We start from the raw sequence: 22,531 nt of genomic DNA, 5'->3' as shown, positions 1-22,531 counted from the left end.
TTTTCAGAAGTTTGTCACTAAAACCTCAAGCGTGGGCGAAGTTCTATTGGCTCTATGGTAATTAGAGTTCCGGTAGCTCATTGTCAATTTGTGTGTCGTGAATTCAGGGTTGTTTGCCCAGTCGCTTAGGATGTGATTGACGGAACCTTTTGCCTGGATCACGTTAGACAAAGCAAACCGACGTCCGGAATCGTGAACCCTGCCTAAGAAGGTGATGAGATCGCGTTCGTCGTTCTCAGACCACCCGCCCCTCTCATTGTAGGTGGCCTGGGTTATGAGATACGGAGGATCGCAATAAAACATAGCGTCCTTCGGGGTATCGTCGATATTAAAATCGCGGAAGTCTCCTACTTGGAATACGGCATCCGTCTTTGAAATGCGGGTATGAAAGTTCTTGAGTTTTGCTCGCATTCTGGAGTTAAAGTCGCGCTTACCAACGGGGAGGTTAAAGTTCCCCTTGGCGTTGAAGCGTAACTGATTATTGAAACCATGAATCACCAGAATATAAAGCAACAACGGGTCACGACGGTGAATGGGCATCGCGTTGTAGTCGTCCCGGAGCCTCATGAATGAATCTCGATTGATGTCAGCGAGACCTGAGGAACTGTCTACGCCATAATACTTGTAGGAGTTCCTATAAGTATCGCTAAATCCATAGTGGTCTTTGATCGAGTCCACGGCGTGGATGGTGTCAGTAGGGTCGTTGTGCGCAAGAAATCGAATAAGATCCATTAACTGCTCGTTACTGTCGTTAAAGATGACTTTATCGGCGTCGATGTTCGCGCCGACAGTGCATCCTCCTGCAAAGAGGTCAATGAAGAGGCTAGTTGATGGGAGAAGATGGCTTAGTTGCGGCATCAACTTGCCTTTTCCGCCAATGTAATTGATTGGGCTTAAAGTCACGGGGACAGCTGGTTGAGTCGCAGGTTTAACGGTGCAAACGAATAGTCGTTCAGCGTTGTGCGCTATTGCAGACTTTCCAGTGCTGAATGCCCTATAGGGTTGTTCAAAGACTTGAACATGACCTTTCTCGGAGAATATGTCCATAATTTCGTCGTCGCTAATCTTGGCGTTAGACCTCCCATTGCCCTTTGTTGCCATGTTGTTATAGGAAAAAACTATGTATTTTGCGTCCGCCTTTCTGACAAGATCTCTTAGTGCTGCAGTCGCCCGCACGGTGTTGTAGTCACTTTTTAAGGCGGTTCTGTCCATTTTGCGAGCAACGCCGTACACTTCCGGTTTTTCCCATCGAGCGATGTTTTCAAGCAAGTGGTAAGCGTCGGAGTATTGGCGTGAATTGTAGGGCGGATCACAGTAAAGCAGGTCGCCGTTGAGGCTGTCTATCAGTCCGTTCGCGTCGGTGTTGTACTGTTTGTTCCGGGGCGAAAGATCAATGGAGGGTAAGATGACCGGGAAGATGAGTGATTTGTCGAATAGTGCTCCTTTGCGGAATGCGTCGTAGTGACCTACAGTATTTGCAATCCGGTCCATGCCATAGAGAACCGAAGTAACCAGAATCGCAAACTCGCGGTTGTTGACAAGGTTGGAGGTTTGTGCTTCTTTGATAAGCTCGCGGGCCGCGCCGATTTTTGAGCAGTTATCCGCACTAAAATAGGTGTCCGAGAAATTCTTCCGAACATAGTTATTTTCGCTGGTTTGAATGGCGTTCAGGCTTGAAATGGCGTCAATGATGACGTACGGCCTGTATGGGGTTGGCGAGAACCAGCAAACATTTGTGATGTAATTTGAATATAAGATGTCGTTCGTGATTATAGTTTTGTCTTTGAAGGCGTTGGCTACAGTGCCCGTACCTGAGAAGATGTCGATTACGGATGTAACCCCTGGACAATGTTGATCGACGATTTTTCGGATGAATCCGGTAAGCTTATGTTTGCCACCTAGATACCGTCTGTTATTGATTTGGGATACTCGAACACCGTTTCTGATAAGTTTGTTTTCGAGATTTGTCAACACTTGGGTGCCAAGCTCGTGTGCAAGCGGGTCGCCGTCGCGGCGTAGAACGTTGATGAATTCTGATTCAGCAGATGGGTTCTGTGTCCCGGCGGCGGTTTTCATTCCCAAGGTCTCCGTCTAATCATGGCTGAGGGCATCCTAGATAATGTATGTCATGGGGGCAAGCCGGGTGGCTTGACGAGAGGACACTCAACGAGAGGACACTCACCGGTTGGATGGAGTTGGGGTGTGGCCACAGATGGTCGAGCGCTCGGGGCGACAGGCTGACAAATACCAAGGGCTAAGAGCATGGATGAATGAGTTTGCGGATCAGGGGATGCCGCAGGGCGTGGATCTTTGCTCAGCGCGACACTGTGGCTCGCGAGACCGCCCCAGAAGGCATGCATGGGTGTGGGAGACGCCAGGGACGCGTCAGCGGTAAAGGGAGAGGTCACCCTGCTGATGTGTAGGCGTTGAACTTCGAGTGCGACTGGACTCGCCACGCTTAGACCATCAAGGTTTGTCATGAATACACGCGGCAGCAGGCGGCCCCCAGGTGAGACCTGCCTGAAGACCGAATCTGTGTGGTCGAGGTGATCGGCCTAGCAGTTTTTGAGCACGGCGGGCGTGGATGGATAAGGTGCCGGGATTGATAGCTGATAAGCTTCAGGGTTGGGCTGGTGAGGATGAGACGATCCAGGCATTCATCACGCAGGGAGGGCCGTGGCATAACGGGTATGTTGAGTTCTTTCGTAACTGCTTTCGTAACTGATTGTGCGATGAGTTCTTGGCAGACAACTGTTTCGAGCATCTAGCTCACGTCAGGGTTCTGGTTGGCCAGTGGTTCAACCGTTACAACATCCACCGCCCCCGCTCGATACTGGGCTGCCCAGCCTCAACGAGTATGCTAAACAATGGAAAAAAAGAACACCGTCAATTCTCAAGTTGACTGGATCAAATTCCTAGCCCACGCCAGGTCTTGCTTGAAGCGTATAGGAACGGAAATGGAGTTCGACACTGATGGAAGTAATAATTGATGCGATCCTCGTAGGTCTGGTAATTGGCGTAGTTGTGGGCCTGCTTGGCGCCGGTGGGGGCATCCTTTCAGTGCCGGTGCTCGTTTATCTGTTGGGGCAAGACGCTCACGATGCTGCGGCTGGATCGCTTGTGATTGTTGGGCTTACATCGGTTGTTTCTCTCATACCGCGATTGCGCCAAGGGACAATTAATTGGCGTGACGGTTCTCTTTTTGGATTGATCTCGGTGGTGGGCGCGCTGATTGGCGCACGAGTTTCGGTGCTGGTGCCCGAAGTAATGGTGATGCTCATTTTTGGGGTGTTGCTTGTTGTTGTTGCGATAATCATGGCCAAGCGTGGTCGTAAAGACTTACTAGCTGAGCGTAAGCAGCATTCGGAACCTCAATCGGGTGCTGTCGATACGGGCCCAACTCGACGTCGGGGCATAGTAGCAATCATCCTCGCAGCTACGTGTATCGGCATACTCACTGGTTTTTTTGGTGTAGGCGGCGGATTCGCCATTGTACCAATGCTTGTGCTTGTGCTTGGTTTTACCATGAGAGAAGCTTCTTCCACTTCGCTGCTAGTTATGATTATATCTTCCGTTTCTGGCTTGTTAGGGCGGATCGGTACCGATGTACATATTGATTTGTCGGTAGTTTTACCTTTTGCAATAGCATCGATGGTTGGTGGGCTTGTTGGGGGGACAGTAACGAAACGCTTCCGGGATTCGCTGCTAACGATAGCGTTTTCAGTTCTCTTGGCTGTCGTAGCCGTTTATGTTCTGACGGTGAATATCATGGCGCTGTGAGGCAGACAGTCGATGATGGAGTCAGCGGGCGTGAGGTTAGCGATGGATAGCTGCTCGATGCGCATGCGTTTCCACCGCCTTCTGCAGGTCGCGATCAAAACGCCAGGTGTGTTCCCAAAGCGGGTAATCCCGGCCTATGTGCCCGTAGACCGCCAGATCCCGGTAGCGGGGTGTGCGCAGGTTGAGGGCGTCGATGATCTTCGCCGGCCGTAGCACGAACACGTCCCGGGCAGCCTTGGTGAGGATCGGGTCGGCGTATTCTCCGGTGCCGAGCGTGTCCACACTGAAGGCGACCGGATCAGCCTTCCCAATCGCATAACTGATGGCCACCTCGCACACTCAGCGGCCAGCCCGGCGTCAACGATCGTACGAGCGATCAGGCGAGCCATGTAGGCCGCTGACCGGTCGACCTTGGAGGGGTCTTTGCCGGGGAACGCGCCCCCAGCATGAGACCCGAGCCCGCCGTAGGTGTCGACCATGAGCTTCCGGCCCGTCAGCCCGGTACTGGCTCGCGGCCCGCCTTCAACGAACCTTCCCGACGGATTCACAAGAATTTCGGTGTGCTCGTCTACGGGTAGGTAGGTCTGGCAGGCCGGACCGACGACCAGCGACTCGACCTCACGGGTCAGCGCCTCCAGATCCTTCCCGGCGTCGTGCTGCACCGAGACGATCACCGTCTCCACCGCGATGTGCCAGGACGAGCGGGAGGCGTTCAGGGGTCTCAGCGTGGCGTAGCCGTAGACGGCGCCCTGATCGCCAGCCCCCTGCAAGGCGAACGCCGAACTATCACCACCGCGTGCCTCCAGCGAGGTGGTAACTCCGGCGCTGATGTCGCCGGATTGGCGGCGCGTCCACACGTAGATCAGGAACCCGAGCGGACTGTATCCGGCACGCGCGAGGGCGGTTCGCACAGACTCCCGAATGCGGGGGCGGTGATCGGTGGTGATTTCGCCGGTGACGATGATCCGCCGACCGGCTGCCATCACCTCCACCGCCACCCGGGCGGCCTTGTCGTCGTAGAGGATGTCGTCGAGGATCTGGTCGGCGATCTGATCGGCCAACTTGTCCGGATGGCCAGCGCACACAGACTCGGCAGTACGAGTCGAACACATAAGCACACTCGCTTCCACGAAACACAGAGGGAACAAGAACGCGCCCACCCCACGTTTGGGGATGGACGCCAAGATCAAGAAAGACGGTTAGGAGCGGGCCTCCAGCAGCTGCTCCATCACCTCATCACTAGGGGTAGTGCCCGCGTAGTCGATGGTGCAGGTGGCGCGCACGATCTCGTAAATCTCATACCAATACACATTCGCCTGCTTACCGAAACTCTGGCTCATTGCCACGAACGGGCTGGCGATCGCAGGCCCAGTGGTCGGGTGCTTACCGAGGAGACCGAGCTTGGAGATCGCCTGCTCACACTGCACATAGCGGGCAAACGCCTGCGCATACGCCTCAATCAGGCGCGGTGTCACAAACTGCCAACAGCCCCGCTAATCAAGCCACTGCCAGGTTTCCCGGTAGACGATGTCAGCGCCCAGCGGTTTGCCGTCGCGCTGAACCTCGGACAGGTACTCAGACGGTTCAGGCATCGTCTCCCCGGCAAGCACAGCGCCATCCCCGGTGTCGCCGCCCTGGCGTAAGGTGAACTGTGGTAGGTCCTCGGTCAGGCCTCTCGTCCCGTAAGAGACATCGTCACAAATGACCGAGGCCGTTCGTGTTCTAAGGGATTCATGCCTCGCCCTGGTGACGAACGTGTCGAAGAGCACGCGCTGTCGAATCTGGATCAAAGCAAGGAGGCCCCTATGCCTCACTACCGCAATGAGATCAGAACCGGTAAGGCTACAGTATCGAGGTCTATGCGTACACGCCTATCTGGGTAGCAGTGAAGACCTTCGGCCACTACGCGAATAACAGAGACAGCGCTACCTACACCATTGTTTATGAAGAGCCGGTTTAGGCCGATCCGCAAGCCATCGCGGTGCTGGCGTAGTCGACTGCAGTAGGTGAGGAGGATGAACCCGAGCTTAGGGCGATACTTGAGAGATCGTCGTCAATGGCATTAAAGAGGAAGAGCAAGCACGACGCTTAACCACCAACACAGGAAACGTAACTTGCTTATGCCGCGTCCCCATTTGTCACAAACCGCGTGAATAAACTGAGGAGTAATGAGCGATCTCGCGGTTGCTCACGACCATCTTTCCGAAGGGGAAACACGTGATCGGAATGAGCTTCAGGTTGGCGATGGCGAGTGGGATACCGATGATGGTGATGGCCTGGATGAACGCGGTAACGACGTGGCCGATAGCGAGCCAGAGGCCAGCGACGAAGAACCAGACGACGTTCATGACGGTCGATCCTGCACCTGCGTTCGGCTTCGCGACAACTGCTCGACCGAAAGGCCAGAGAACGAATCCGGCGATGCGCCAGCAAGGAATGGCTGCCGGGATCGTAATGATGAAGATGAAGGCGACGCCTCCAGCTAAAAGATACTCGAGAAATAGCCCGAAGCCAGCGAAAAGTACCCAGATGACGTTTAGCAAAAAGCGCATAATCCCACCGACTAGCTAATGCGACTGGGGAAATATAGCATGCGCGCTTGTGTCCGCGCCCACTCAGAGCGGGCTGCGGGAAGCACCCTTCTTTGCTCCGCCCAAGAGGCTCTTCACAGATGCGGGTGCCAATGGTGGGCGCAGGTGTGCAATGGTGGCGCAGGTTATCGATGGTTGTCAGAGCCGACCGTGGAGAAGTGGCGCAGCTGTGCAGACCTGGCGCAACTGCACGAGAGGACGGGTGTTGATCGCTGCGGCGTCAACCCCTATACCCTCAAGTGCGACGAGCCGCTTGAGGTTGAGTCAACTTCAACTCCATCCACGTACTCTGGCTCACGCAGGCACATTGAGATGAGTCAATGAAGCACTCCACGCGGGCATTCAGGATGAGTCAACGCGGCGATTTGGGTTACGGGCGCCAAACCGTATAGTCTTGTCCAGTTCCTGAAGGAACTCCCCGAACCCAACGATTGTGTCGGGTGCCTCATGCGCCCGGCCCTGAACAGGAGATCTCCCAGTGGCTGCTGTGTGTGACATCTGCGCCAAGCGCCCCAGTTTCGGACACAACGTCCCCTGGTCGAAGAAGAAGACCAATCGCCGGTGGAGCCCGAACATCCAGCGCGTCCGTGTCGTCGAAAACGGCACGCACAAGCGCTTGAACGTGTGCACCTCGTGTATTAAGGCTGGCCGCGTCAGCCGCTGAACAGCACGTTCGACGATGAAACCCGCCGTATGGCGGGTTCTTTGTCTTTATAGGCGCGAGCTGCGGCAGCCGTCGGTGTAGATGTCATTGCCGACCGGTACGGTGGCCACGTGAACGCAGTGACCAGGTGGCATACCCGCACTCAGCAGGAACTTCATCGTCCGTTGGCCGAGGCGGTGGGTGCCAAGACAGCCAAGGCTTTCTCTGCGCTGCACGTCGAGACTGTCGGTGACGCTCTTGGCCATCTGCCTCGCCGCTATCTGACGGGAACAGAGACCACTGATCTGTCTCACCTCGTCGTTGATACTGAGGTTGCCTTGGTAGCCGATGTCGTTGGGCTGGAGGTTCACACCAACAAAACTGTCACTGGCCGGGAACGACGACCACGCCAGCGACTTGAGGTCATGCTGTCCGACGGCAACGCGCGGCTCCCGGTGGTTTTTTTCGGCAGACCCCATATCGTCTCGTATTGGCAACGCATCTTCTCGGCTCATACCCACGGCATTTTCGTCGGCAAAGTGGGGGAGTTCCGGGGCAATCCTCAGCTTGTCCACCCTGATTTCGTCATGATTGACCGTAACGGCAAGGTGGTGGCAGGCCGCGAGGAGGGCAAGGTGATGGCCGCCCAGGTACAGCGTCACGGCCTGCTCGGTTTGTACCCGCAGACGTCGAAGCTGCGCACGTGGGAGATCGCCTCGGTGGAGTCAATGCTCCTGGACTCCACCCCTGAACTCGAAGACACCCTGCCGGAATGGATTCGGCAAGAAGCTGATCTGCCGAGTTTGTGGCAGGCCTATCACGCGATCCATCACCCGCATTCGGTAGCCGAAGCCCATCGTGGCGCCCAGCGGCTGGTGTGGGAAGAGGCCATCTCCACCCAGGTGACGATGGCGGTGCGACGGCGCAGCGCCGACAGTCATGACGCTCCGGCGTGTCGGCGTCGTGATAACGGCCTGCTGGCAGCTTTCGAGTCGAGACTTCCGTTTACCCCAACAGCAGGCCAGGACGAGATCAGCCGGGTTATCGACGACGACTTGTCCTCCGATCACCCCATGCACCGGCTGCTGCAGGGAGAGGTCGGTTCCGGCAAGACCTTCGTCGCTTTGAGAGCCATGCTCCAAGTGGTTGACGCCGGCTATCAAGCCGTCCTTCTGGCACCGACTGAGGTGCTTGCACAGCAGCATTACGCCACTATCACTGCAATGCTGGGGGAGCTTGCCTCCGGTGATGGTCTGGACGCTCCGGAAAACTCCACCGGGGTTGCCCTGCTGACCGGCTCGATGAAGACAGCCGGAACCCGAGCCGCTCTGGCTGACATCGCTTCAGGAGCGGCGGGAATCATCATCGGAACCCATGCCCTGCTGTCAGGAAGAGTCGTCTACAACACCATTGGTCTGGTCGTCGTCGACGAGCAGCACCGCTTCGGCGTCGAGCAGCGCAGTGTGTTGACAACAGGCGATGGTGCTCGGCCTCACGAGCTTGTCCTCACTGCAACCCCGATTCCTCGCACTGTTGCCATGACGGTCTTCGGTGATCTGGAAGTATCCACCTTGCGGGAATTACCGTCGGGACGCGCCGACATCCAGACCACCGTCGTCGACCTGCCTGCCCACCGTTCCTGGCTGACACGTGCATGGGAACGTATCCGGGAAGAGTGTGTAGCGGGACATCAGGTCTTCGTGGTGTGTCCCCGTATCAGCAGCGATGATGCCGATGACGTTGAAGGCGGTCGCTCGCCGACGGCTGCGGTCGAGGAGCTTGCTCCCCGGCTGGCCGGCGGTCCGCTTTCCGGGCTGCGAATCGAAGCCCTTCATTCCCGGCTGGACACCGATGAGAAGAAGGCCGTCATGGACCGGTTTGCTAGCGGAGAGTCGCAGGTGCTCATCTCCACCACGGTCATCGAGGTCGGTGTTGACGTCCCCAATGCCACCATGATGGTGATTATGGACGCTGATCGTTTCGGCGTCTCGCAGTTGCACCAGCTGCGTGGACGTATCGGGCGAGGCAAACTGCCTGGCCTGTGCTTGTTGGTGACGACCGCCCCTCCCGGGTCACCAGCTCGTGAGCGGCTGGCTGCTGTGGCGTCATCTCGCGACGGATTCCAGCTCGCGGAATTGGATTTGGCCCAGCGCCACGAGGGCAATGTGCTCGGATCGTCGCAATCGGGGTATTCCTCGCCGCTGCGGCTTCTGCGGGTTCTCGATCACGCCGACATCGTCACCGCGTCGAAGGACCTCGCGGAGCGGTGGGTCAGGGAGAATCCCGAGGACCCCAGGCTGCTTGATGTCGTCACGGCAACAGAGATGTTGGCCGAAGGCGATCTCATGGAGCAGGGCTGAATGGAGCAGGGCTGAGCTGGCCGTCACGAACGGCGGCAGTGATGACCCGAGAAAGGTCTCAGTTGTCCTGGGGTTCTCAGTTGTCCTGGGGTTCGGGACCGAAAGCGAAAGTGCGTCCGGTGATCTCATCGGCCTGGATACGCACATAATTACGTTTGATGGTCGGCACCCACGGGAGCAGGGGCATTTTGTCACACAGGGCGAGTTCGGCCTCATCGGTGATGACCTCGGCGATCCCGCGCACGACGACCGACCAGCCAGTCTCTTCGGACCAGCCGTCGGCTTCGAAGGCAACACGGTTGTTGGCGACGATGTCTTCAAGCTTGCTGCCAGCTGCGGTGCGGAAGACGACACTTTGTCCGTCGACGACGTAATTGACAGGGAAGACCTCAGGTTGGTCGTTGACGCTGGTGGCCAGACGGCCAACCTCTGCGGTGTCCAGATAGCCCCAGCAGCTGTCCTGCGGGACCTCGGCAATCGGGTTCTCCTCATTACTCATGAGTCCATTCTTCCTGAACACGGTCCATTTTGGGAGTCGACGGGCACAAAGTTGCCGAGGTCGATGACAATGCCGCGCCACATGACCAAGAGTCCTGCGGAAGGCAGATGTGCTCGACAAGTGCTGCCGGTAGCCTGTAAGGGTGAGCAGGATTATCGCGGGTCGTGCAGGCGGGCAACGCCTTGCCACCCCGGCGGGGCGACTCACACGTCCGACGACTGATCGGGTGCGCGAGGCCGTCTTTTCGGCCTTAGCTGCCTGGAATGGCACGGCTGACGAGGCTCCCGAGGACCAGCTGGCCGGTCAAGCATTCTGCGACTTGTTCGCCGGGTCCGGAGCTGTGGCTCTCGAGGCTGCCAGTAGAGGAGCCTCGTCGGTCATTGCGGTCGATCGGGATCGCGCCGCATGTAGTGTCATGAAGGACAATTCCCGAGCGACACGGCTCAAGATTCAGGTGGTTTCCCAGCCGGTGTCGGCATTTCTATCCGGTAATCGGCAGACCTTCGACATCGTATGGTTCGACCCGCCCTACGACGTGGCCGATGACGTCATGGACAGCCTCATTGCGTCCACCACCCAGCACGCTCTGGCCCACGACGGATTGCTGGTGGTGGAGAGGTCACGACGAAGTCGATCCCCTCACTTTCCAGAGGGTTTTGAGTCGTGGAATTCTCGGTATGGCGAAACCGTCGTCTACTACGCTCAACGCAACCGTGAGTCCATGGAGCAGCAGTGAAAGCAGTTTTCTCAGGATCTTTCGACCCCATCACCCTGGGCCACGTGGATGTCGTGGCCCGAGCCGCCCAGCTTGTTGACGAGGTGGTCGTCGGAGTGGCCGTGAACTCCGCGAAGAACGGCATTTTCTCCATGGAGGAGAGAGTGGCGTTCGTCGAGGACGCCGTCGCTGACATCCCCGGGGTTGAGGTTGCCCCCGTCGACGGACTATTGGTCGATTTTTGTACCGAGCAAGGAGCTGACGCGATTATTCGCGGTCTGCGCTTTGGTGGAGATTTCGATTACGAACTTCAGATGGCCCACCTCAACAAGGCCATGAGCGGGATCGAGACGATTTTGCTGCCGGCTGGGCGAGAGTTCGGAACGATCAGTTCCTCGATGATTCGTTCGGCGGCCTGCAACGGGGGCAACGTTTCTGAGTTCGTGCCAGCGATGGTGGACGCAGCCTTGCGGGAGAAGTTCCCGCGTTCCTGAAACCGGGGGTTCTGCAGGTGTTCGGGCGGACTGAACACTGGTTCGCTATGTGATGCCTCTGCTCGCACATGGTGTTTGTGCGCAAGGCTGTGGTTTCCGCGCAAGCTGAGGGGTTTCTGCGTGCAAGCCCGGAGCAGATCCTTACCCCCTTCGAAGCTGCGGAGCCTTCCCGGTTCGTTCCGCCTCGTCAACCCAGTGAGCGAACAGGTCACCCGTGGGAGAACACACCGAGCGCCCTGCCCCGGTCTGCCAATCGGCGCTGAACTCCAGCGGCTCATCAGACTCGATTTGGGGCTGAGCGTTGTGTAAGTCGGGTAGCAGCTCGGACAAAGCGAGGGCTTCGGGCTTAGGCGTGCCGTCGTTGGTAAAGAGGCCTAACGAATACTCCAGTTCTGGGAAATCGAGGAGGTCACGGGAGACGTCGTGGGAGCACCACCACGTGACTGCTTCCAGACCAGGGGTACTTGCTACCGAGGCGAGGGAGGACGTCACGAAATCGGCAGCATGGTCATTGGGAACGTGAGTGCGCGGGGCACCAATTTCTTGTAGCCAAAGCGGGCGTTGCGAGTCAGGACTCCACGCACGTGCCAGTTCAAGGAGATAGCGGGGGAACCATGTCAGGGCGGGATGTCCCTGGCCGAATCGCGGCCCGACGTGGGCGAACACCCAGGAGTGAACGGTCGTCGAGGGTCCCTGGGTGACGGCGTGACGCGGTATGAAGGGATGGTCATCAACGAACCACAGGTCGTCGTCGAACCCAAACCAGAATCGGCCGTCGGGCCACTGGTCTCTCATGGCTCCCAGCATTGCCTCCAACCACATCTGTGCTTGGTCAACAGAGCACGCGCTGCGCATCGGATGATGGTGACCGGGGGCCAGTGCGGCATACTGCGGAAACTCGTTGCCCACTGTCATGCCTATGACGTTCGGCTCCTCGCGCAGGTGTGCTGCCAGGTGGCAAATGAGGTCAGTTTGGCCAGCTTTGACACGTGGATCGGTAAAAAGGTTCGATTCGTGCCAGGTGACCACCCATGCGGGCAGGAAGTCGTAACTGGACAGGTGCCCGTTGAGAGCGTCGACTGTGACATCAAGGTCGAATTCTGCGGCAACACGCGCGACAGCGACCACATCGTCGAGAGCTTGCGGACGTACCATGCCACGATTGGGCTGAAGCAACGGCCACAGCGGAAAGAGCCGCACGTGGTCGAGGCCGAGCTGCGCGATTGCCTCAAAATCGCGCCGGGTGGCGTCGAGATCGAGGTCAAGCCAGCTGTGGAACCACCCCTGAGAAGGGGTGTAGTTGACGCCCACCTTCATTGGTTGCGTCCTAGCCTCAAGGTTGCGACCTGGAAGGGGCGCATGGACAGCCCGATGGTCGCCCCGGAAAGGTCGGTGCAGATGACTGACGGGGCTACTTGAGCGCGTGGATTGTTCGCAAGAGGTTCTTCCAACAGGTCGGTCTCAATGGCGGTCGCCGCCGGGAAGTTGACCGTCATTGTGGTGTGAACGTGGCGTCCATAGGGTTCATAGAGTCGAACGATGACGTCACCCGAGCCGTCCTCGGCAAGCTTGATGGCCTCGACCATGATTCCCTCAACGTTAACCAACGGTTCGACCGGTGATCCCTGACGGCGGCGCACGCACAAGTTGGCGGCATACCCGTCACGCACGGCGTCGGGGAGAGTGGCACCGACGTGCAGAGTGTGGAAGAAATCGTGTTCTCCCTCGTCAGCGCGCGGATCGGGGTAGCGAGCTCCCTTGAGTAGGGAGGCCCGGGCCACCGACCAGGTGCCGCCGTTGTCCTTGGGATGGCGAGACACATTCCACCCGTAGGTACCGGAGTTGGCGATGGCGACGCCGAAACCGGGCTCGGACAGGTAAACCCACCGGTGGGCATGAACCTCGAATCGGAAGGCATCCCACGACGTGTTGGTGTGGGTGGGACGGGTGATGTGGCCCATGGCAATCTCGTAATCGGCGTGGTCGGTGTGGACGTCGACCGGCCATGCCAGTTTGAGGAGGCTGTCGCGTTCGTGCCAGTCGACATGAGTGCGCACCTTGACGCGCGGATCTGCTGGATTGACGGTCAGCGACTGGATGGCGCTGGAATGACCGAACGTCCTCGTGACACGGATGGTTACGGATTCGCCCGTTCTGGTCATGGTGGCCTGACCGTCATCGATATCGGTGACGTCGTTGGCATAGAAAGGATCGATGTCCCAGGCATCCCACATATTCGGGAAATCAGGGTGAAGTTGGAGCAGATTGCCTCGCTGACCGGCAGGGATGGCGTCTCGGCGGGACGCGGTGTCGATCAGGTGGGTGACGAGTCCGTGCTCGTCAACGCTAAGACGCAGTAAGCCGTTGTCGACGACGAATCCGGTAGCCGTTTCCTCAGCGTGGACTCTTTCGGTGATGGCTGGGCTGGCCCCGGCCCCCATGGCCACGGTGGAGGCCCACGGACGGGGCAGCGGAGCGGAATCGAAGACAATCTCTTGGTCGCCTTCCCCGGCTAGCAGCTCTTGGGCATGGTGAATGAGTTCGGTGAGCTCGTCAGAGATTCGACGATGATCGGCGACGACTTCTCGATACACCCAGGAGATCGCCGACCCGGGCAGGATGTCGTGGAATTGATAGAGACAGACGGTGCGCCATATCTCGGCCAACCGCTCACCGGGATAATCCATCAGACCGCGTACGGCTGCCGTGGCGCACCACAGTTCGGCCTCGCGCAACAGATGTTCGTTGCGACGATTACCCTTCTTGACCTCGTATTGGCTGGTGAACGTGCCTCGGTGCAATTCGAGGTAGAGCTCACCGACCCATGTTCCTGGGTCCTCGTGCTCGCGCTCGGCGCGCGCGAAGAAGGCCGCTGGAGGCTCGATGGCCACCTTCGGAGCGCCGTCAAGATCAGCGACACGGTGAGCTTGGGCGAGCATTTCGCGAGTTGGGCCGCCGCCCCCATCCCCGTAGCCGAAGGGAATGAGAGAGGAGTTGGCGCGGCCTTTGTCCTGGAAGTTGGAACGAGCGTGTTCGAGATCATGGGCAGACAGATCAGAGCCGTAGGTGTCGGCAGGTGGAAAATGCGTGAAGATACGGGTGCCGTCAATTCCTTCCCACCAGAAGGAATGATGGGGGAACTTGTCGACCTGGTTCCACGAGATTTTCTGGGTCAGGAACCAGCGAGCTCCGGCCAGCTTGGCTAGCTGCGGCAGAGCCCCCGAGTAGCCGAAAGAGTCCGGTAACCACACCTCGGGGCAGTGGTGGCCGAACTTGTCCATGAAATAGCGCTGCCCGTACAGCAACTGGCGGCACATCGACTCACCGCCGGGCAGGTTGGCGTCAGATTCCACCCACATACCCCCGACCGGGATAATCCGTCCAGCGGAGACTGTCCGCTGCAACCGGGCGAAAAGGTCGGGATAGTCCTGTTCCAGCCATGCCGAGTGTTGAGCAGCTGGGAAGGCGAAGAGATGAGTGGGGTCATTGTCGATCAAATTGAGCTGATTAGCGATGGTTCGAGCGACTTTGCGCCGGGTCTCACGTAATGGCCACAGCCAGGCAGAGTCAATGTGGGCATGGCCGATGGCCGTCATTGTCTGGGCAGAGTCGTGGGCCGGCCGAGCCAGGATTGGGGCCAACTCGCTGCGAGCTGCTGACGCCGTGGCGGGTACGTCACAAAGATCGATCCGATCCATGGCACGATCCAACGCGCGACGGATCTCCCACCGGCGCTCCGAGTCCTCCGGTAATTCGGCTGCCAGGCCTGACAGGGTGACGATGTCGGCGATGAGTTCGCGCACATCATCATGGACAGCAACGAGATCGGCCCGCTTGAGGGTGTAGTAGGCGTCGGTCGATGCAGTCAGCTTGTCGCCGTCCTCGGTCGGTTGAAAGGGCGGCTGAGCCAACAAGATCGGGTTGGACGCCGCTTCGACGTAGATATCGATATGGCCGTGCGTATCAGTTTCGACGGGAATCCAGGTGTTGCGCGGGTTAAGCGCCTTGATGATAGACCCGTCGGGACGTATCACAAGACCTTCGGACTGGAACCCGGGAGAGTCCCACACTCCGCCGAGGTCAACGATCATCTCGAGGTGGTTGTCCCGATGTTTCGGCGGTACGGAGGCCGTGAAATGGAGCCAGGTCGTTCCCCATGGCGGACCCCACTTGTCGCCCACTCGGAAAGGCTGGTAGTCGAGAGCCAGTCCTGCGCTGATCGGAATCGGTTCTCCCTGGCCACGGATACCGGGACGGCTGTTCGGGCCATCACAGGTGTCAGTGACAGGAGCCCATTCGACGTTGAGTTGGCACACCGTGGTCGTTTCGGCGGGGCGGATTTTCTCATCGAGATGACGGCGCACTCGGCCGTCAAGAATGGTGGCGTGATCGTGCATGGGGAGTCCCTGGCGGTTGCGACGTTGACAACGGATAGTTACGGCATTGAAGTGTAGTGACTAATGCGGTTTAGTTTAGTCGCTCAGATGGAATTGCCCACACGATCTCCAAAAGGGCGTTGCGTAGGGGTTCAGGTGCCTGACGGTGCTCCCCCAGGTCAATCGTGACGGGGTGCCCGCCGGAGTGGACACTCACCCGCCACCGCCGGACGACGTTTGGACCTGAGCCTTCGCTGGGGCCGATTCTGAGCATTCCGTTGGCGTCGAGGTCAAGAGGTGTTCTGCGCAATTCGTCACCGTCTTCGAGTAAGTCGAAATGGCCAGCAGCACCCGGAACGACGACCAGGGTGAGGTCAGTCGGTATGTCCTCCTTGGTCAGCGGATCGGTGGCGGTTGGAACGATGGTTCCAGGTTTCGCCAAGACGGGCACCTCGTCAATGCTGCGAGCCATGGTGACGAAACGTTGTGGCGTGTAGGTGAGTCCGGTGAGTAGATCGACCCACCGAAGGCCCTCAGCTAGGGGAGGAAGCCAGGTGCGCGTCGTAGCGAGCCCCGTGGCGGTATTGCGTTTGGTCGTGACCGGGCGAACCAGGAGTTGGCTGCCGAACCAATACTCATTGCGATCAACATACGATTCCTCCCATTCCGGGTGAGTCCAGTAGACCGGTCGGATGAGCGGGCACAGGTTGCGGTGACCCGACAAGTTCTCGCTGTGCAGGTATGGGATGAGCCGATGACGCATTCGCAAACACTGCCTCATGACAGTTTCGGTTTCGGCGCGGAAATGCCACGGCTCCTTTGAACCGAACTCATTCTTGGTCGAATGCAACCGATTGATGGGGGAGAGCACCCCGAACTGTGCCCACCTGGCCATCAGCTGGTCGTCGAGGGAACTGAAAATGTGTCCGCCAATGTCGTGGCTCCACCAGCCGTAGCCGATGTTGGAAGCGGTCGCTGTGAATTCGGGTTGGAAGTCCAGCGTTTCCCAGGAGATGACGGAGTCACCCGAGAAATCAATGGGGTACCGATGTGAACCTGGCCCCGGCGACCTGTCGGTAGCACTCTTCATGACGACGGATTCCGTCAGCCGGGTGCACATTGAGACTGGTGCGCAGGCCACGCCGGTGAAGAGTGGCAAGAAACTTGGGCGGATCGGGGAAGAGGTCTCGATTCCAGGTGTAACCAGTCCAGCCATGTCCTAATGCTGGGTCGATGTTGGTGAGGTGCCAGTCCATGTCAATGACGGCTACCGACAGCGAAATTCCGGCTGCCTCGAAGCGGTCTATGAGGGCTTCATATTCGGCGGGGCTGTACCTGTGGTAGCGCGATCACCAGTTGCCTAGACCCCATCAGGGAATGACTGGCTGTGGCCCGGTGAGGCGGTAAAAGTCTGCGACGGCGCCGGGATAGTCGTGGCCGTGGAGAAAGAGATAGATGTCGTGACCTCCGCACTCAGCTGAATTGTGTCGGGGCACGGGCTGAGGCCATGGGGTGGATTCGTCGTTGTCCAATGCGAGGCCATGAGAATCGTCAAGGACTGCCCAACCTTGAGTGTTCGCCACTCCGGTACCCATGTCACATCGGCCATCAACACAGTCGAGAGTACGAGCGGTCCCACCCAGGTTGGCGGGAGCGCCAAAGGGATTGTGCGACAACGGGTCATCTCCCCAGCGCTATGCGGCATGATAGTTGCCGACGCTGGTGATTGAGGCGTGCAGGCCCTTTGGCGAAAAGCTCATACCGTCGTAATGAAACTCGTAATACTGGTTTCGAATGACGATGTGGCTGTCAACCTCATCGATGGTGCTGGTCACCTCGTGTGGTGAACGGTCCACGACGAGTTGAGTGGGCCGGTCTTCGAAGGGTTCGGCGGGGTCAACGCGCCACTCACATCGAATAAGACGATCGGTGATGAGTGTGATGCGATAGTGATCGCTGACAAGGCAGGTCGTCTGAGTCATGACATCTCCCGGCGTTGGGGACTCCCACCCTAGTGAGGGATGTGACGATGGCAAGGGCGGTTTGGTGAGTGTGCTGAAGCGTTCTGCTCCGGCTCGCAACTCTAGAATGAGGCCGCGCTGGCTATGGCGGCGTACCTGCGAGGCGAGAGCCGCGAGGTCGACAGAGCATCCACGCTTCGGGAAGGGTCATCGCTTCATGGGTAGGACAACGATCAAGGACATCGCCAGGGTTGCTGGCGTGTCGCCCGGAGCGGTGTCCTTCGCTCTCAATGACAAGCCGGGCGTTTCCGACGCCACCAGGGCGCGGGTGAAGGAAGTCGCTAAAGATCTGGGATGGCGTGCCAATGTGGCCGCCCGAGCGCTGTCGGCCAACCGGGCGGGTGCCATCGGACTCGTCATCGCGCGTGACGATCGGAGTTTCGCTGGTGAGGGCTTCTTCCTCCATCTCATCGCCGGTATGGAGGAGATCCTCACCCCTGCGCGTACCGCTTTGGTATTGCAGTTGGTTGGCTCCCGTGAGGAAGAATGCGAGATCCATCGGCAATGGTGGGCGCAGCGTCGGGTTGACGGTGTCGTTCTTGTCGATCCAGCTCGCAACGATCCGCGCTGGCCCCTCATGGCAGAGATGACGATGCCGTGCACCGTTGTTGGTGCCATGGACGACACGCCGTTGCCTGGTGTGCACATTGATGACGCAGCTGCTGCAGAGAGCATCGTCACCCATTTGGTTGACCGAGGTCACCGTCGTATTGCTCACATTGGCGGTGACCCCATCCTCGAACACAGCATGGTGCGGAGGTTAGCTTTCTCCCAGCAGGCCGAAAGACTAGGCGTCGTTGTTATCGAGGCTGCAGCAACGGATTATTCAGAGCAGTCTGGGTTGCGGGAAACGACGGCGTTGTTGGAGGCGCAGGATCGTCCTACTGCGATTGTCTACGACAACGAGGTCTTGACCCTGGGTGGATTGGCTGCGGTAGCCGAGCGCGGGTTACGGGTTCCTGCTGACGTGTCAGTGGTGTCATTTGAAGATTCTCCGGCGTGCCGGGTCATGTCGCCTGGAATTACCGCGTTGCGACGTGACCCCTCGGTTTTGGGCCGTGATGCCGTCACGATGCTGATGGGGATTATTGGTGGTGACGATGTTGCTGATGTCACCGAACCGCCTCCTCAACTTGTGGTGAGAGGGTCTAGTGGCCGGGTTGGGTGAGGGGTGGGGTCGGCTCGTCCGATCAGTCAGGCCGACTTCTGTGAGGCGGCGGTACCGGTTGACCCATGTACGTGCGGCAGCTCGACTGATACCCATCTCGGTGCCTGACATGGACGATCGGGCGGGTTTGACAACGCTCAACCAGGCGTCCGGTCAAGGGTGCGTTAACGTCAGTACTCACCGGCAGGATCCCTACTCAGACGGATAAGTGTGCAACTCCTATCCTGACGGGGCCTGGCCCCTCCGTCATCCCCGCAGCGTCAACAACCCCATAAACCGCAACACGTAAAAGGTTGATGGGGTGGCGATGACCCTGTTGTCTGTTAATATCAATTTGTCGTCCGACTCGTCGCTGTGGCGAGCACGGTGAAGTTGGGAAATCAAAGATGATTTTTTAGGAGGATATGATTGGGGCCTCATTATCAATAACAACACCCTCAGCGAGTGCGCTCGGTGGGAACTGCTCGGCATGGCTTGAGAATGGTGTGGGGTACACCCTCGGCGTGGGTAGGTGTTCGTCTCTTCATTCGGACACGAAAGCGCGAGTTACTCTTGACGTTGCGGCCGCGCCGGACTACCACTCCGGATGGTTCACCAAGCTAAACGCATCCTACAAGACCCCTTCGTGGAGAGCAGCATCAAAATACGGATGGCCTCGCGCTGCTCGTGTGGATCACGCCAAACGATGACCATCCGTGCGGTTGTGAGATCGTAGTGCTTTGTTGCACTGTGACCTCACAACCTTGATTTCTGGCATGTCCTATGGTTAGAGGGATAAATGTGCGTTTGAGTATTGAGCATCTAGGGTTTGATTATCAGGGAACTGGTGAGACTCGGAAGATATTTGATGGCGCATCGGCTTATTTTTCGACGGGGAAATTGTACGCGTTGATGGGACCCTCTGGCTCAGGGAAAACCACGTTTTTTAGGTTGCTGACTCGCGAGTTGGAGCCGACAAGTGGGAAAGTTTTGATTGAAGATCAGGATCTGGCGAGTACCCCTGTACGTAAGTTGCGTTCATCTGTAATGGGGCGGATTTTCCAACAGTATCTTTTAGTACCATTCCTGAATCCTGTGGAGAATTTGTTGCTCGCGCGTGAGATTGCTGTTGGGCATGTAGGTAAGGGCGATGTCGAGCGCGCTGGGAAGCTGCTTACGCGGGTTGGGCTAGAAGGAAACGCTAAGCGCCCTGTCGAATGCTTGTCTGGCGGGGAGCAGCAGCGTGTGGCAATCGCACGGGCTTTGATGGGAGATGCCCGTATTCTTCTTGCCGACGAACCTACTGGTGCTCTGGATCGGGATAATACGGTCCAGATAGCACAGCTGCTGGCTAGGTTGGCTCATGACGAGGACATGCTTGTCATTGCGGGTACGCATGATGAGACTTTCGCTAGTTATGCAGATACCGTGGTGCGGATTCATGACTATGACCTGGTAATGGAGTAAACATGGGTACGCAACGAAGGCGCCTCATTTTTAAGATGGCACTACATCACCCGGGTGGTGCGTTGGGGACAGTGGTGCTCGCGCTGGTGTTAGTGGCGGCGTGTACGTTAGTATCAGGTTTTGTTTCTGCTTATGGTATTGCGGTTGAGCGAGGTGCGCAGAGCGGTTTCGGTTCTTATAGTCAGCAGGTAACAGGGAATGAGGACGTTTCCACCTATATGCGCGAGCTGCAAGAAAAAGGTAAAGCTGTCGCTATTGCTCATTCGCGCCAAAATGTAATAGCATCCGGTCACGACAGAGCAGCTAGCGCTGATGTGACTATGACCAGTGGCCCGGCAGGGCTAGGCGTAGTTGTGACCGGGCGTCACCCGAACAAGCCTGCTGAAGTCACGGTGAGTGCGGCTCTGGCTAGGCAGCTAGAGGCGCAGCTCGGTGATAATCTTGATCTGGTTGACGTCGATAGCATGGGAGAAAAATCGCCTTTTACACTGGTGGGGGTAACGGAGAATCCAGCTTCGATCAATGAGGTCAGTGCCTCAGCTATCAGCCACGACGAGGTATTTCTGGCTTCTGCCGAGGTGTGGTTGACCAATAATAATCTGGCTAAGATTGATAATGTTCTTAAGCATGGTGGTGGTCAAACTTCAACGGTAAACTCTGTGGTGAAGAGGGCTAGCGATAATGCAGCGAGTTATCAAGCAATTTCTCCTCAGTTATCATGGCTTTTTGGTGGGCTACTGATTGCGGCTATGATCGCTGCGATCTATGCGGCTGATCGGCAGCGACGCCGCGAGGTGTATCGGGTGTTGATCGCATTGGGAGACCAGCCCATCCGCGCGAGCATGACTACCTGCGCACAAACCATGCTATTAGCGTTATGCGGCGGTCTAATAGGTTGGATGCTTGCGGTTGTTTTACTGCCGGGGTTATCGGCTCACTTAGCGACGTTTTTTCAGCAACGCTGGACTGAGGTGACGTGGACGACTGTGAACATTGCCGCCCTGGTGACACTGGCCATGATTATGGCTGGGGGCATCCTCGCGGCGGGATTCACAGTAATGTCCGAAAAGCGTCGTGCCCGAACCCACAGGATGGGGTTTTCACGCCCGGTGTTAATGGGTGTCGGCATCATCGGGATTGTGGTGACGATACTGCTGGTTATTAGTCGCCAGCTCTTTATTTTCCCGGAAGGCCACCGGGTAGCAATGATAGTCGGAGCTTTAACCATCCCAGCTTTGGCCTACTCGATCACGCTAATGACGCGCAGACATAGAGTTATTGCTCTTCTGGGGAATCGATTGCAAAAAGTCGCCCTAGCTGCGCTCGCAGTTGTATTTGCCTTGAACTATTGGGGTGCGCTTTACGCTAGTGGGGTAGCGGATTTGACAAACTGGCTCAGCGGCCAGATCAACGGTGAGAACAGTTACTTGGAGGTCAGTAACGCTAACGAACAAGCGATAAAAAACCTATTAGAGCGATTCCCAGAACTCAAACCTCATACGGCGATATTTGGTGACGCTTCTACCAGTGAACAAATGTTGCGTATCACCGACAATAGTGGTTCTGAATGCTTCAAGGCTGCGAAACTGGTTGACGCCTGCCCGCAGTCGAATTTAGATATGGTTTATATTGCTTCTGGAGGATTGGTTGACCGGAACTACACTGGTCATGCCTCAGCTTCCTACGTGTCCAAGGACGGTAAAGTCACCGTGGTCGGCATTGGGATCGCTGATTCGACCGTCAAACAGGTTACTGAAATAGGCGGAATCTCCGGCGATAAAAACCTCGATAACAATGTTCTCAGGGGTCTGATCCTACCCGCAGATTCTCCCTTGCTCAAACAATTCGGGGTGAGTAAACCACAGTCTTATACTGCTATCATCACTGGTTTTGCTGCCTTACCCGACAATGTTCGGGACGGCGTTCGCTCCACGGTGCTCAGTCAAGCACCGTTTGCGGCAGTGTCTGATTCTGATGATCCTGAAATGAGGCAGCTACGCGCCCAAGCAGTAGCGCGCCAATTATTCGCCATCATCGCTTCCGGGACACTAATGTTGGCTATCGTTTCCACGTTGATCTCTGACCAGAGGATCGAACGTCGTCTGATCGCACTAGGTGGCGGAAACCAGGTAATCCGGGTGAAGTTGTTAGCCCCCTTTCTATTTGCCTACACAATCACCGTAGCAAGCTCCGTAATCTTGGGGCGGCTGGCTACTATGGATCGAATCCCATTCACACAACTCGACACCGCTGTGGTTCATGATTACGGGGTCGTGTGGGCATTAGGACTAACCGAGCTACTCTTCATTGTTCCAGCCGTGATTCTTGCCGCCCGATCGACGGCCGTCAGCCAAGATAGAACGTGAACAGGCGCTTGACGTTTTAAAGTAGGTTTGTCCTTGAGCTGGGTCCTCCGGAGTCGATGGAGGGTTCGAATG

At 57.4% G+C, this 22,531-nt stretch carries 18 protein-coding genes and 3 pseudogenes; 8 read left to right on the top strand and 13 right to left on the bottom strand.

Features of this window, described 5'->3' with window-relative positions; translation table 11 throughout:
- Positions 1-3 precede the first annotated feature (3 nt).
- Positions 4-2,076, bottom strand: coding sequence for a Dam family site-specific DNA-(adenine-N6)-methyltransferase (locus tag Q4B98_RS09760; RefSeq protein WP_303197099.1), 2,073 nt, complete (start codon positions 2,074-2,076; stop codon positions 4-6).
- An 897-nt stretch (positions 2,077-2,973) separates the two neighbouring features.
- On the opposite strand from Q4B98_RS09760, the gene Q4B98_RS09755 reads away from it, so the two are divergent.
- The gene (locus Q4B98_RS09755; RefSeq protein ID WP_303197098.1) at positions 2,974-3,780 is read left to right on the top strand and encodes a sulfite exporter TauE/SafE family protein; all 807 of its coding nucleotides are present in this window, start codon (positions 2,974-2,976) and stop codon (positions 3,778-3,780) included.
- 36 nt (positions 3,781-3,816) lie between these two features.
- Here the strand turns inward: Q4B98_RS09755 and Q4B98_RS09750 are convergent, their stop codons facing one another.
- From Q4B98_RS09750 to Q4B98_RS09735, 4 genes and pseudogenes are all read right to left on the bottom strand, one after another.
- The gene (locus Q4B98_RS09750; protein WP_303197097.1) at positions 3,817-4,062 is read right to left on the bottom strand and encodes a methionine adenosyltransferase domain-containing protein; all 246 of its coding nucleotides are present in this window, start codon (positions 4,060-4,062) and stop codon (positions 3,817-3,819) included.
- A gap of 116 nt (positions 4,063-4,178) precedes the next feature.
- Positions 4,179-4,892: pseudogene (locus Q4B98_RS09745) on the bottom strand (methionine adenosyltransferase domain-containing protein); the annotation flags it as partial.
- A gap of 87 nt (positions 4,893-4,979) precedes the next feature.
- Positions 4,980-5,414, bottom strand: a pseudogene (locus Q4B98_RS09740) (P27 family phage terminase small subunit); the annotation flags it as partial.
- 504 nt (positions 5,415-5,918) lie between these two features.
- Positions 5,919-6,332 carry a YccF domain-containing protein gene (locus Q4B98_RS09735; RefSeq protein WP_303197096.1) on the bottom strand — a complete coding sequence of 138 codons (414 nt, stop codon included), beginning with the start codon at positions 6,330-6,332 and terminating at the stop codon, positions 5,919-5,921.
- A 517-nt stretch (positions 6,333-6,849) separates the two neighbouring features.
- Between Q4B98_RS09735 and rpmB the strand changes: the two genes are divergently transcribed.
- Complete coding sequence (gene rpmB / locus Q4B98_RS09730) at positions 6,850-7,035, top strand: 50S ribosomal protein L28 (protein ID WP_303197095.1); 186 nt, start codon at positions 6,850-6,852, stop codon at positions 7,033-7,035.
- A gap of 119 nt (positions 7,036-7,154) precedes the next feature.
- Positions 7,155-9,374 (top strand): ATP-dependent DNA helicase RecG, encoded by a 2,220-nt coding sequence (locus Q4B98_RS09725; RefSeq protein ID WP_303197136.1) that lies wholly within the window; start codon positions 7,155-7,157, stop codon positions 9,372-9,374.
- A 76-nt stretch (positions 9,375-9,450) separates the two neighbouring features.
- On the opposite strand, the gene Q4B98_RS09720 is transcribed toward Q4B98_RS09725, so the two are convergent.
- Positions 9,451-9,873 (bottom strand): pyridoxamine 5'-phosphate oxidase family protein, encoded by a 423-nt coding sequence (locus tag Q4B98_RS09720; RefSeq protein ID WP_303197093.1) that lies wholly within the window; start codon positions 9,871-9,873, stop codon positions 9,451-9,453.
- Positions 9,874-10,015: 142 nt separating this feature from the next.
- Between Q4B98_RS09720 and Q4B98_RS09715 the strand changes: the two genes are divergently transcribed.
- Together Q4B98_RS09715 and coaD are read left to right on the top strand one after the other, a co-directional pair.
- A complete protein-coding gene (locus Q4B98_RS09715; RefSeq protein ID WP_303197092.1) occupies positions 10,016-10,609 on the top strand; it encodes an RsmD family RNA methyltransferase in 594 nt (197 codons plus the stop codon).
- Positions 10,606-11,082: a pantetheine-phosphate adenylyltransferase gene (coaD, locus tag Q4B98_RS09710; RefSeq protein ID WP_303197090.1), complete on the top strand. Its 477-nt coding sequence runs from the start codon at positions 10,606-10,608 to the stop codon at positions 11,080-11,082. The genes Q4B98_RS09715 and coaD overlap by 4 nt, the downstream gene beginning before the upstream one ends.
- Before the next feature lie 141 nt (positions 11,083-11,223).
- On the opposite strand, the gene Q4B98_RS09705 is transcribed toward coaD, so the two are convergent.
- From Q4B98_RS09705 to Q4B98_RS09680, 6 genes are all read right to left on the bottom strand, one after another.
- Entirely contained in the window at positions 11,224-12,399 is a 1,176-nt protein-coding gene (locus Q4B98_RS09705; protein ID WP_303197089.1) for a hypothetical protein, read from the bottom strand.
- On the bottom strand, positions 12,396-15,479 hold the full coding sequence (locus tag Q4B98_RS09700) for a glycoside hydrolase family 38 C-terminal domain-containing protein (protein ID WP_303197088.1): 3,084 nt from the start codon (positions 15,477-15,479) through the stop codon (positions 12,396-12,398). Before Q4B98_RS09700 ends, Q4B98_RS09705 begins: the two co-directional genes overlap by 4 nt.
- A gap of 70 nt (positions 15,480-15,549) precedes the next feature.
- A complete protein-coding gene (locus Q4B98_RS09695) occupies positions 15,550-16,548 on the bottom strand; it encodes a TIM-barrel domain-containing protein (protein ID WP_303197134.1) in 999 nt (332 codons plus the stop codon).
- Positions 16,493-16,765: a TIM-barrel domain-containing protein gene (locus Q4B98_RS09690; RefSeq protein WP_303197132.1), complete on the bottom strand. Its 273-nt coding sequence runs from the start codon at positions 16,763-16,765 to the stop codon at positions 16,493-16,495. Before Q4B98_RS09690 ends, Q4B98_RS09695 begins: the two co-directional genes overlap by 56 nt.
- A gap of 63 nt (positions 16,766-16,828) precedes the next feature.
- On the bottom strand, positions 16,829-17,134 hold the full coding sequence (locus tag Q4B98_RS09685; RefSeq protein WP_303197086.1) for a hypothetical protein: 306 nt from the start codon (positions 17,132-17,134) through the stop codon (positions 16,829-16,831).
- Between the two features lie 18 nt (positions 17,135-17,152).
- Complete coding sequence (locus Q4B98_RS09680; RefSeq protein ID WP_303197085.1) at positions 17,153-17,440, bottom strand: hypothetical protein; 288 nt, start codon at positions 17,438-17,440, stop codon at positions 17,153-17,155.
- A gap of 196 nt (positions 17,441-17,636) precedes the next feature.
- On the opposite strand from Q4B98_RS09680, the gene Q4B98_RS09675 reads away from it, so the two are divergent.
- Positions 17,637-18,647: a LacI family DNA-binding transcriptional regulator gene (locus Q4B98_RS09675; RefSeq protein ID WP_303197131.1), complete on the top strand. Its 1,011-nt coding sequence runs from the start codon at positions 17,637-17,639 to the stop codon at positions 18,645-18,647.
- On the opposite strand, the pseudogene Q4B98_RS09670 reads toward Q4B98_RS09675, so the two are convergent.
- Positions 18,633-18,828: pseudogene (locus Q4B98_RS09670) on the bottom strand (leucine zipper domain-containing protein); the annotation flags it as partial. The gene Q4B98_RS09675 and the pseudogene Q4B98_RS09670 sit on opposite strands and share 15 nt — an antisense overlap.
- A gap of 599 nt (positions 18,829-19,427) precedes the next feature.
- Here Q4B98_RS09670 and Q4B98_RS09665 point away from each other — a divergent pair.
- Both Q4B98_RS09665 and Q4B98_RS09660 read left to right on the top strand, forming a co-directional pair.
- Positions 19,428-20,093, top strand: coding sequence for an ATP-binding cassette domain-containing protein (locus tag Q4B98_RS09665; RefSeq protein ID WP_303197083.1), 666 nt, complete (start codon positions 19,428-19,430; stop codon positions 20,091-20,093).
- A gap of 2 nt (positions 20,094-20,095) precedes the next feature.
- A complete protein-coding gene (locus Q4B98_RS09660; protein ID WP_303197082.1) occupies positions 20,096-22,459 on the top strand; it encodes a hypothetical protein in 2,364 nt (787 codons plus the stop codon).
- Positions 22,460-22,531 lie beyond the last annotated feature (72 nt).

The organism is Cutibacterium sp. (assembly GCF_030525615.1).
In the GTDB taxonomy this organism is placed as follows: Bacteria; Actinomycetota; Actinomycetes; order Propionibacteriales; family Propionibacteriaceae; genus Cutibacterium.
The sequence above is the reverse complement of the archived record's forward strand: the minus strand, read 5'-3'. Positions and strand labels throughout refer to the sequence as shown.

Coding starts and splice junctions, on each gene's coding strand:
- Q4B98_RS09760 (WP_303197099.1), bottom strand. CDS start 2,076: ATGAAAACCGCCGCCGGGACACAGAACCCATCTGCTGAATCAGAATTC.
- Q4B98_RS09755 (WP_303197098.1), top strand. CDS start 2,974: ATGGAAGTAATAATTGATGCGATCCTCGTAGGTCTGGTAATTGGCGTA.
- Q4B98_RS09735 (WP_303197096.1), bottom strand. CDS start 6,332: ATGCGCTTTTTGCTAAACGTCATCTGGGTACTTTTCGCTGGCTTCGGG.
- Q4B98_RS09720 (WP_303197093.1), bottom strand. CDS start 9,873: ATGAGTAATGAGGAGAACCCGATTGCCGAGGTCCCGCAGGACAGCTGC.
- Q4B98_RS09705 (WP_303197089.1), bottom strand. CDS start 12,399: ATGAAGGTGGGCGTCAACTACACCCCTTCTCAGGGGTGGTTCCACAGC.
- Q4B98_RS09700 (WP_303197088.1), bottom strand. CDS start 15,479: ATGCACGATCACGCCACCATTCTTGACGGCCGAGTGCGCCGTCATCTC.
- Q4B98_RS09695 (WP_303197134.1), bottom strand. CDS start 16,548: ATGAAGAGTGCTACCGACAGGTCGCCGGGGCCAGGTTCACATCGGTAC.
- Q4B98_RS09680 (WP_303197085.1), bottom strand. CDS start 17,440: ATGACTCAGACGACCTGCCTTGTCAGCGATCACTATCGCATCACACTC.
- Q4B98_RS09675 (WP_303197131.1), top strand. CDS start 17,637: ATGGGTAGGACAACGATCAAGGACATCGCCAGGGTTGCTGGCGTGTCG.
- Q4B98_RS09660 (WP_303197082.1), top strand. CDS start 20,096: ATGGGTACGCAACGAAGGCGCCTCATTTTTAAGATGGCACTACATCAC.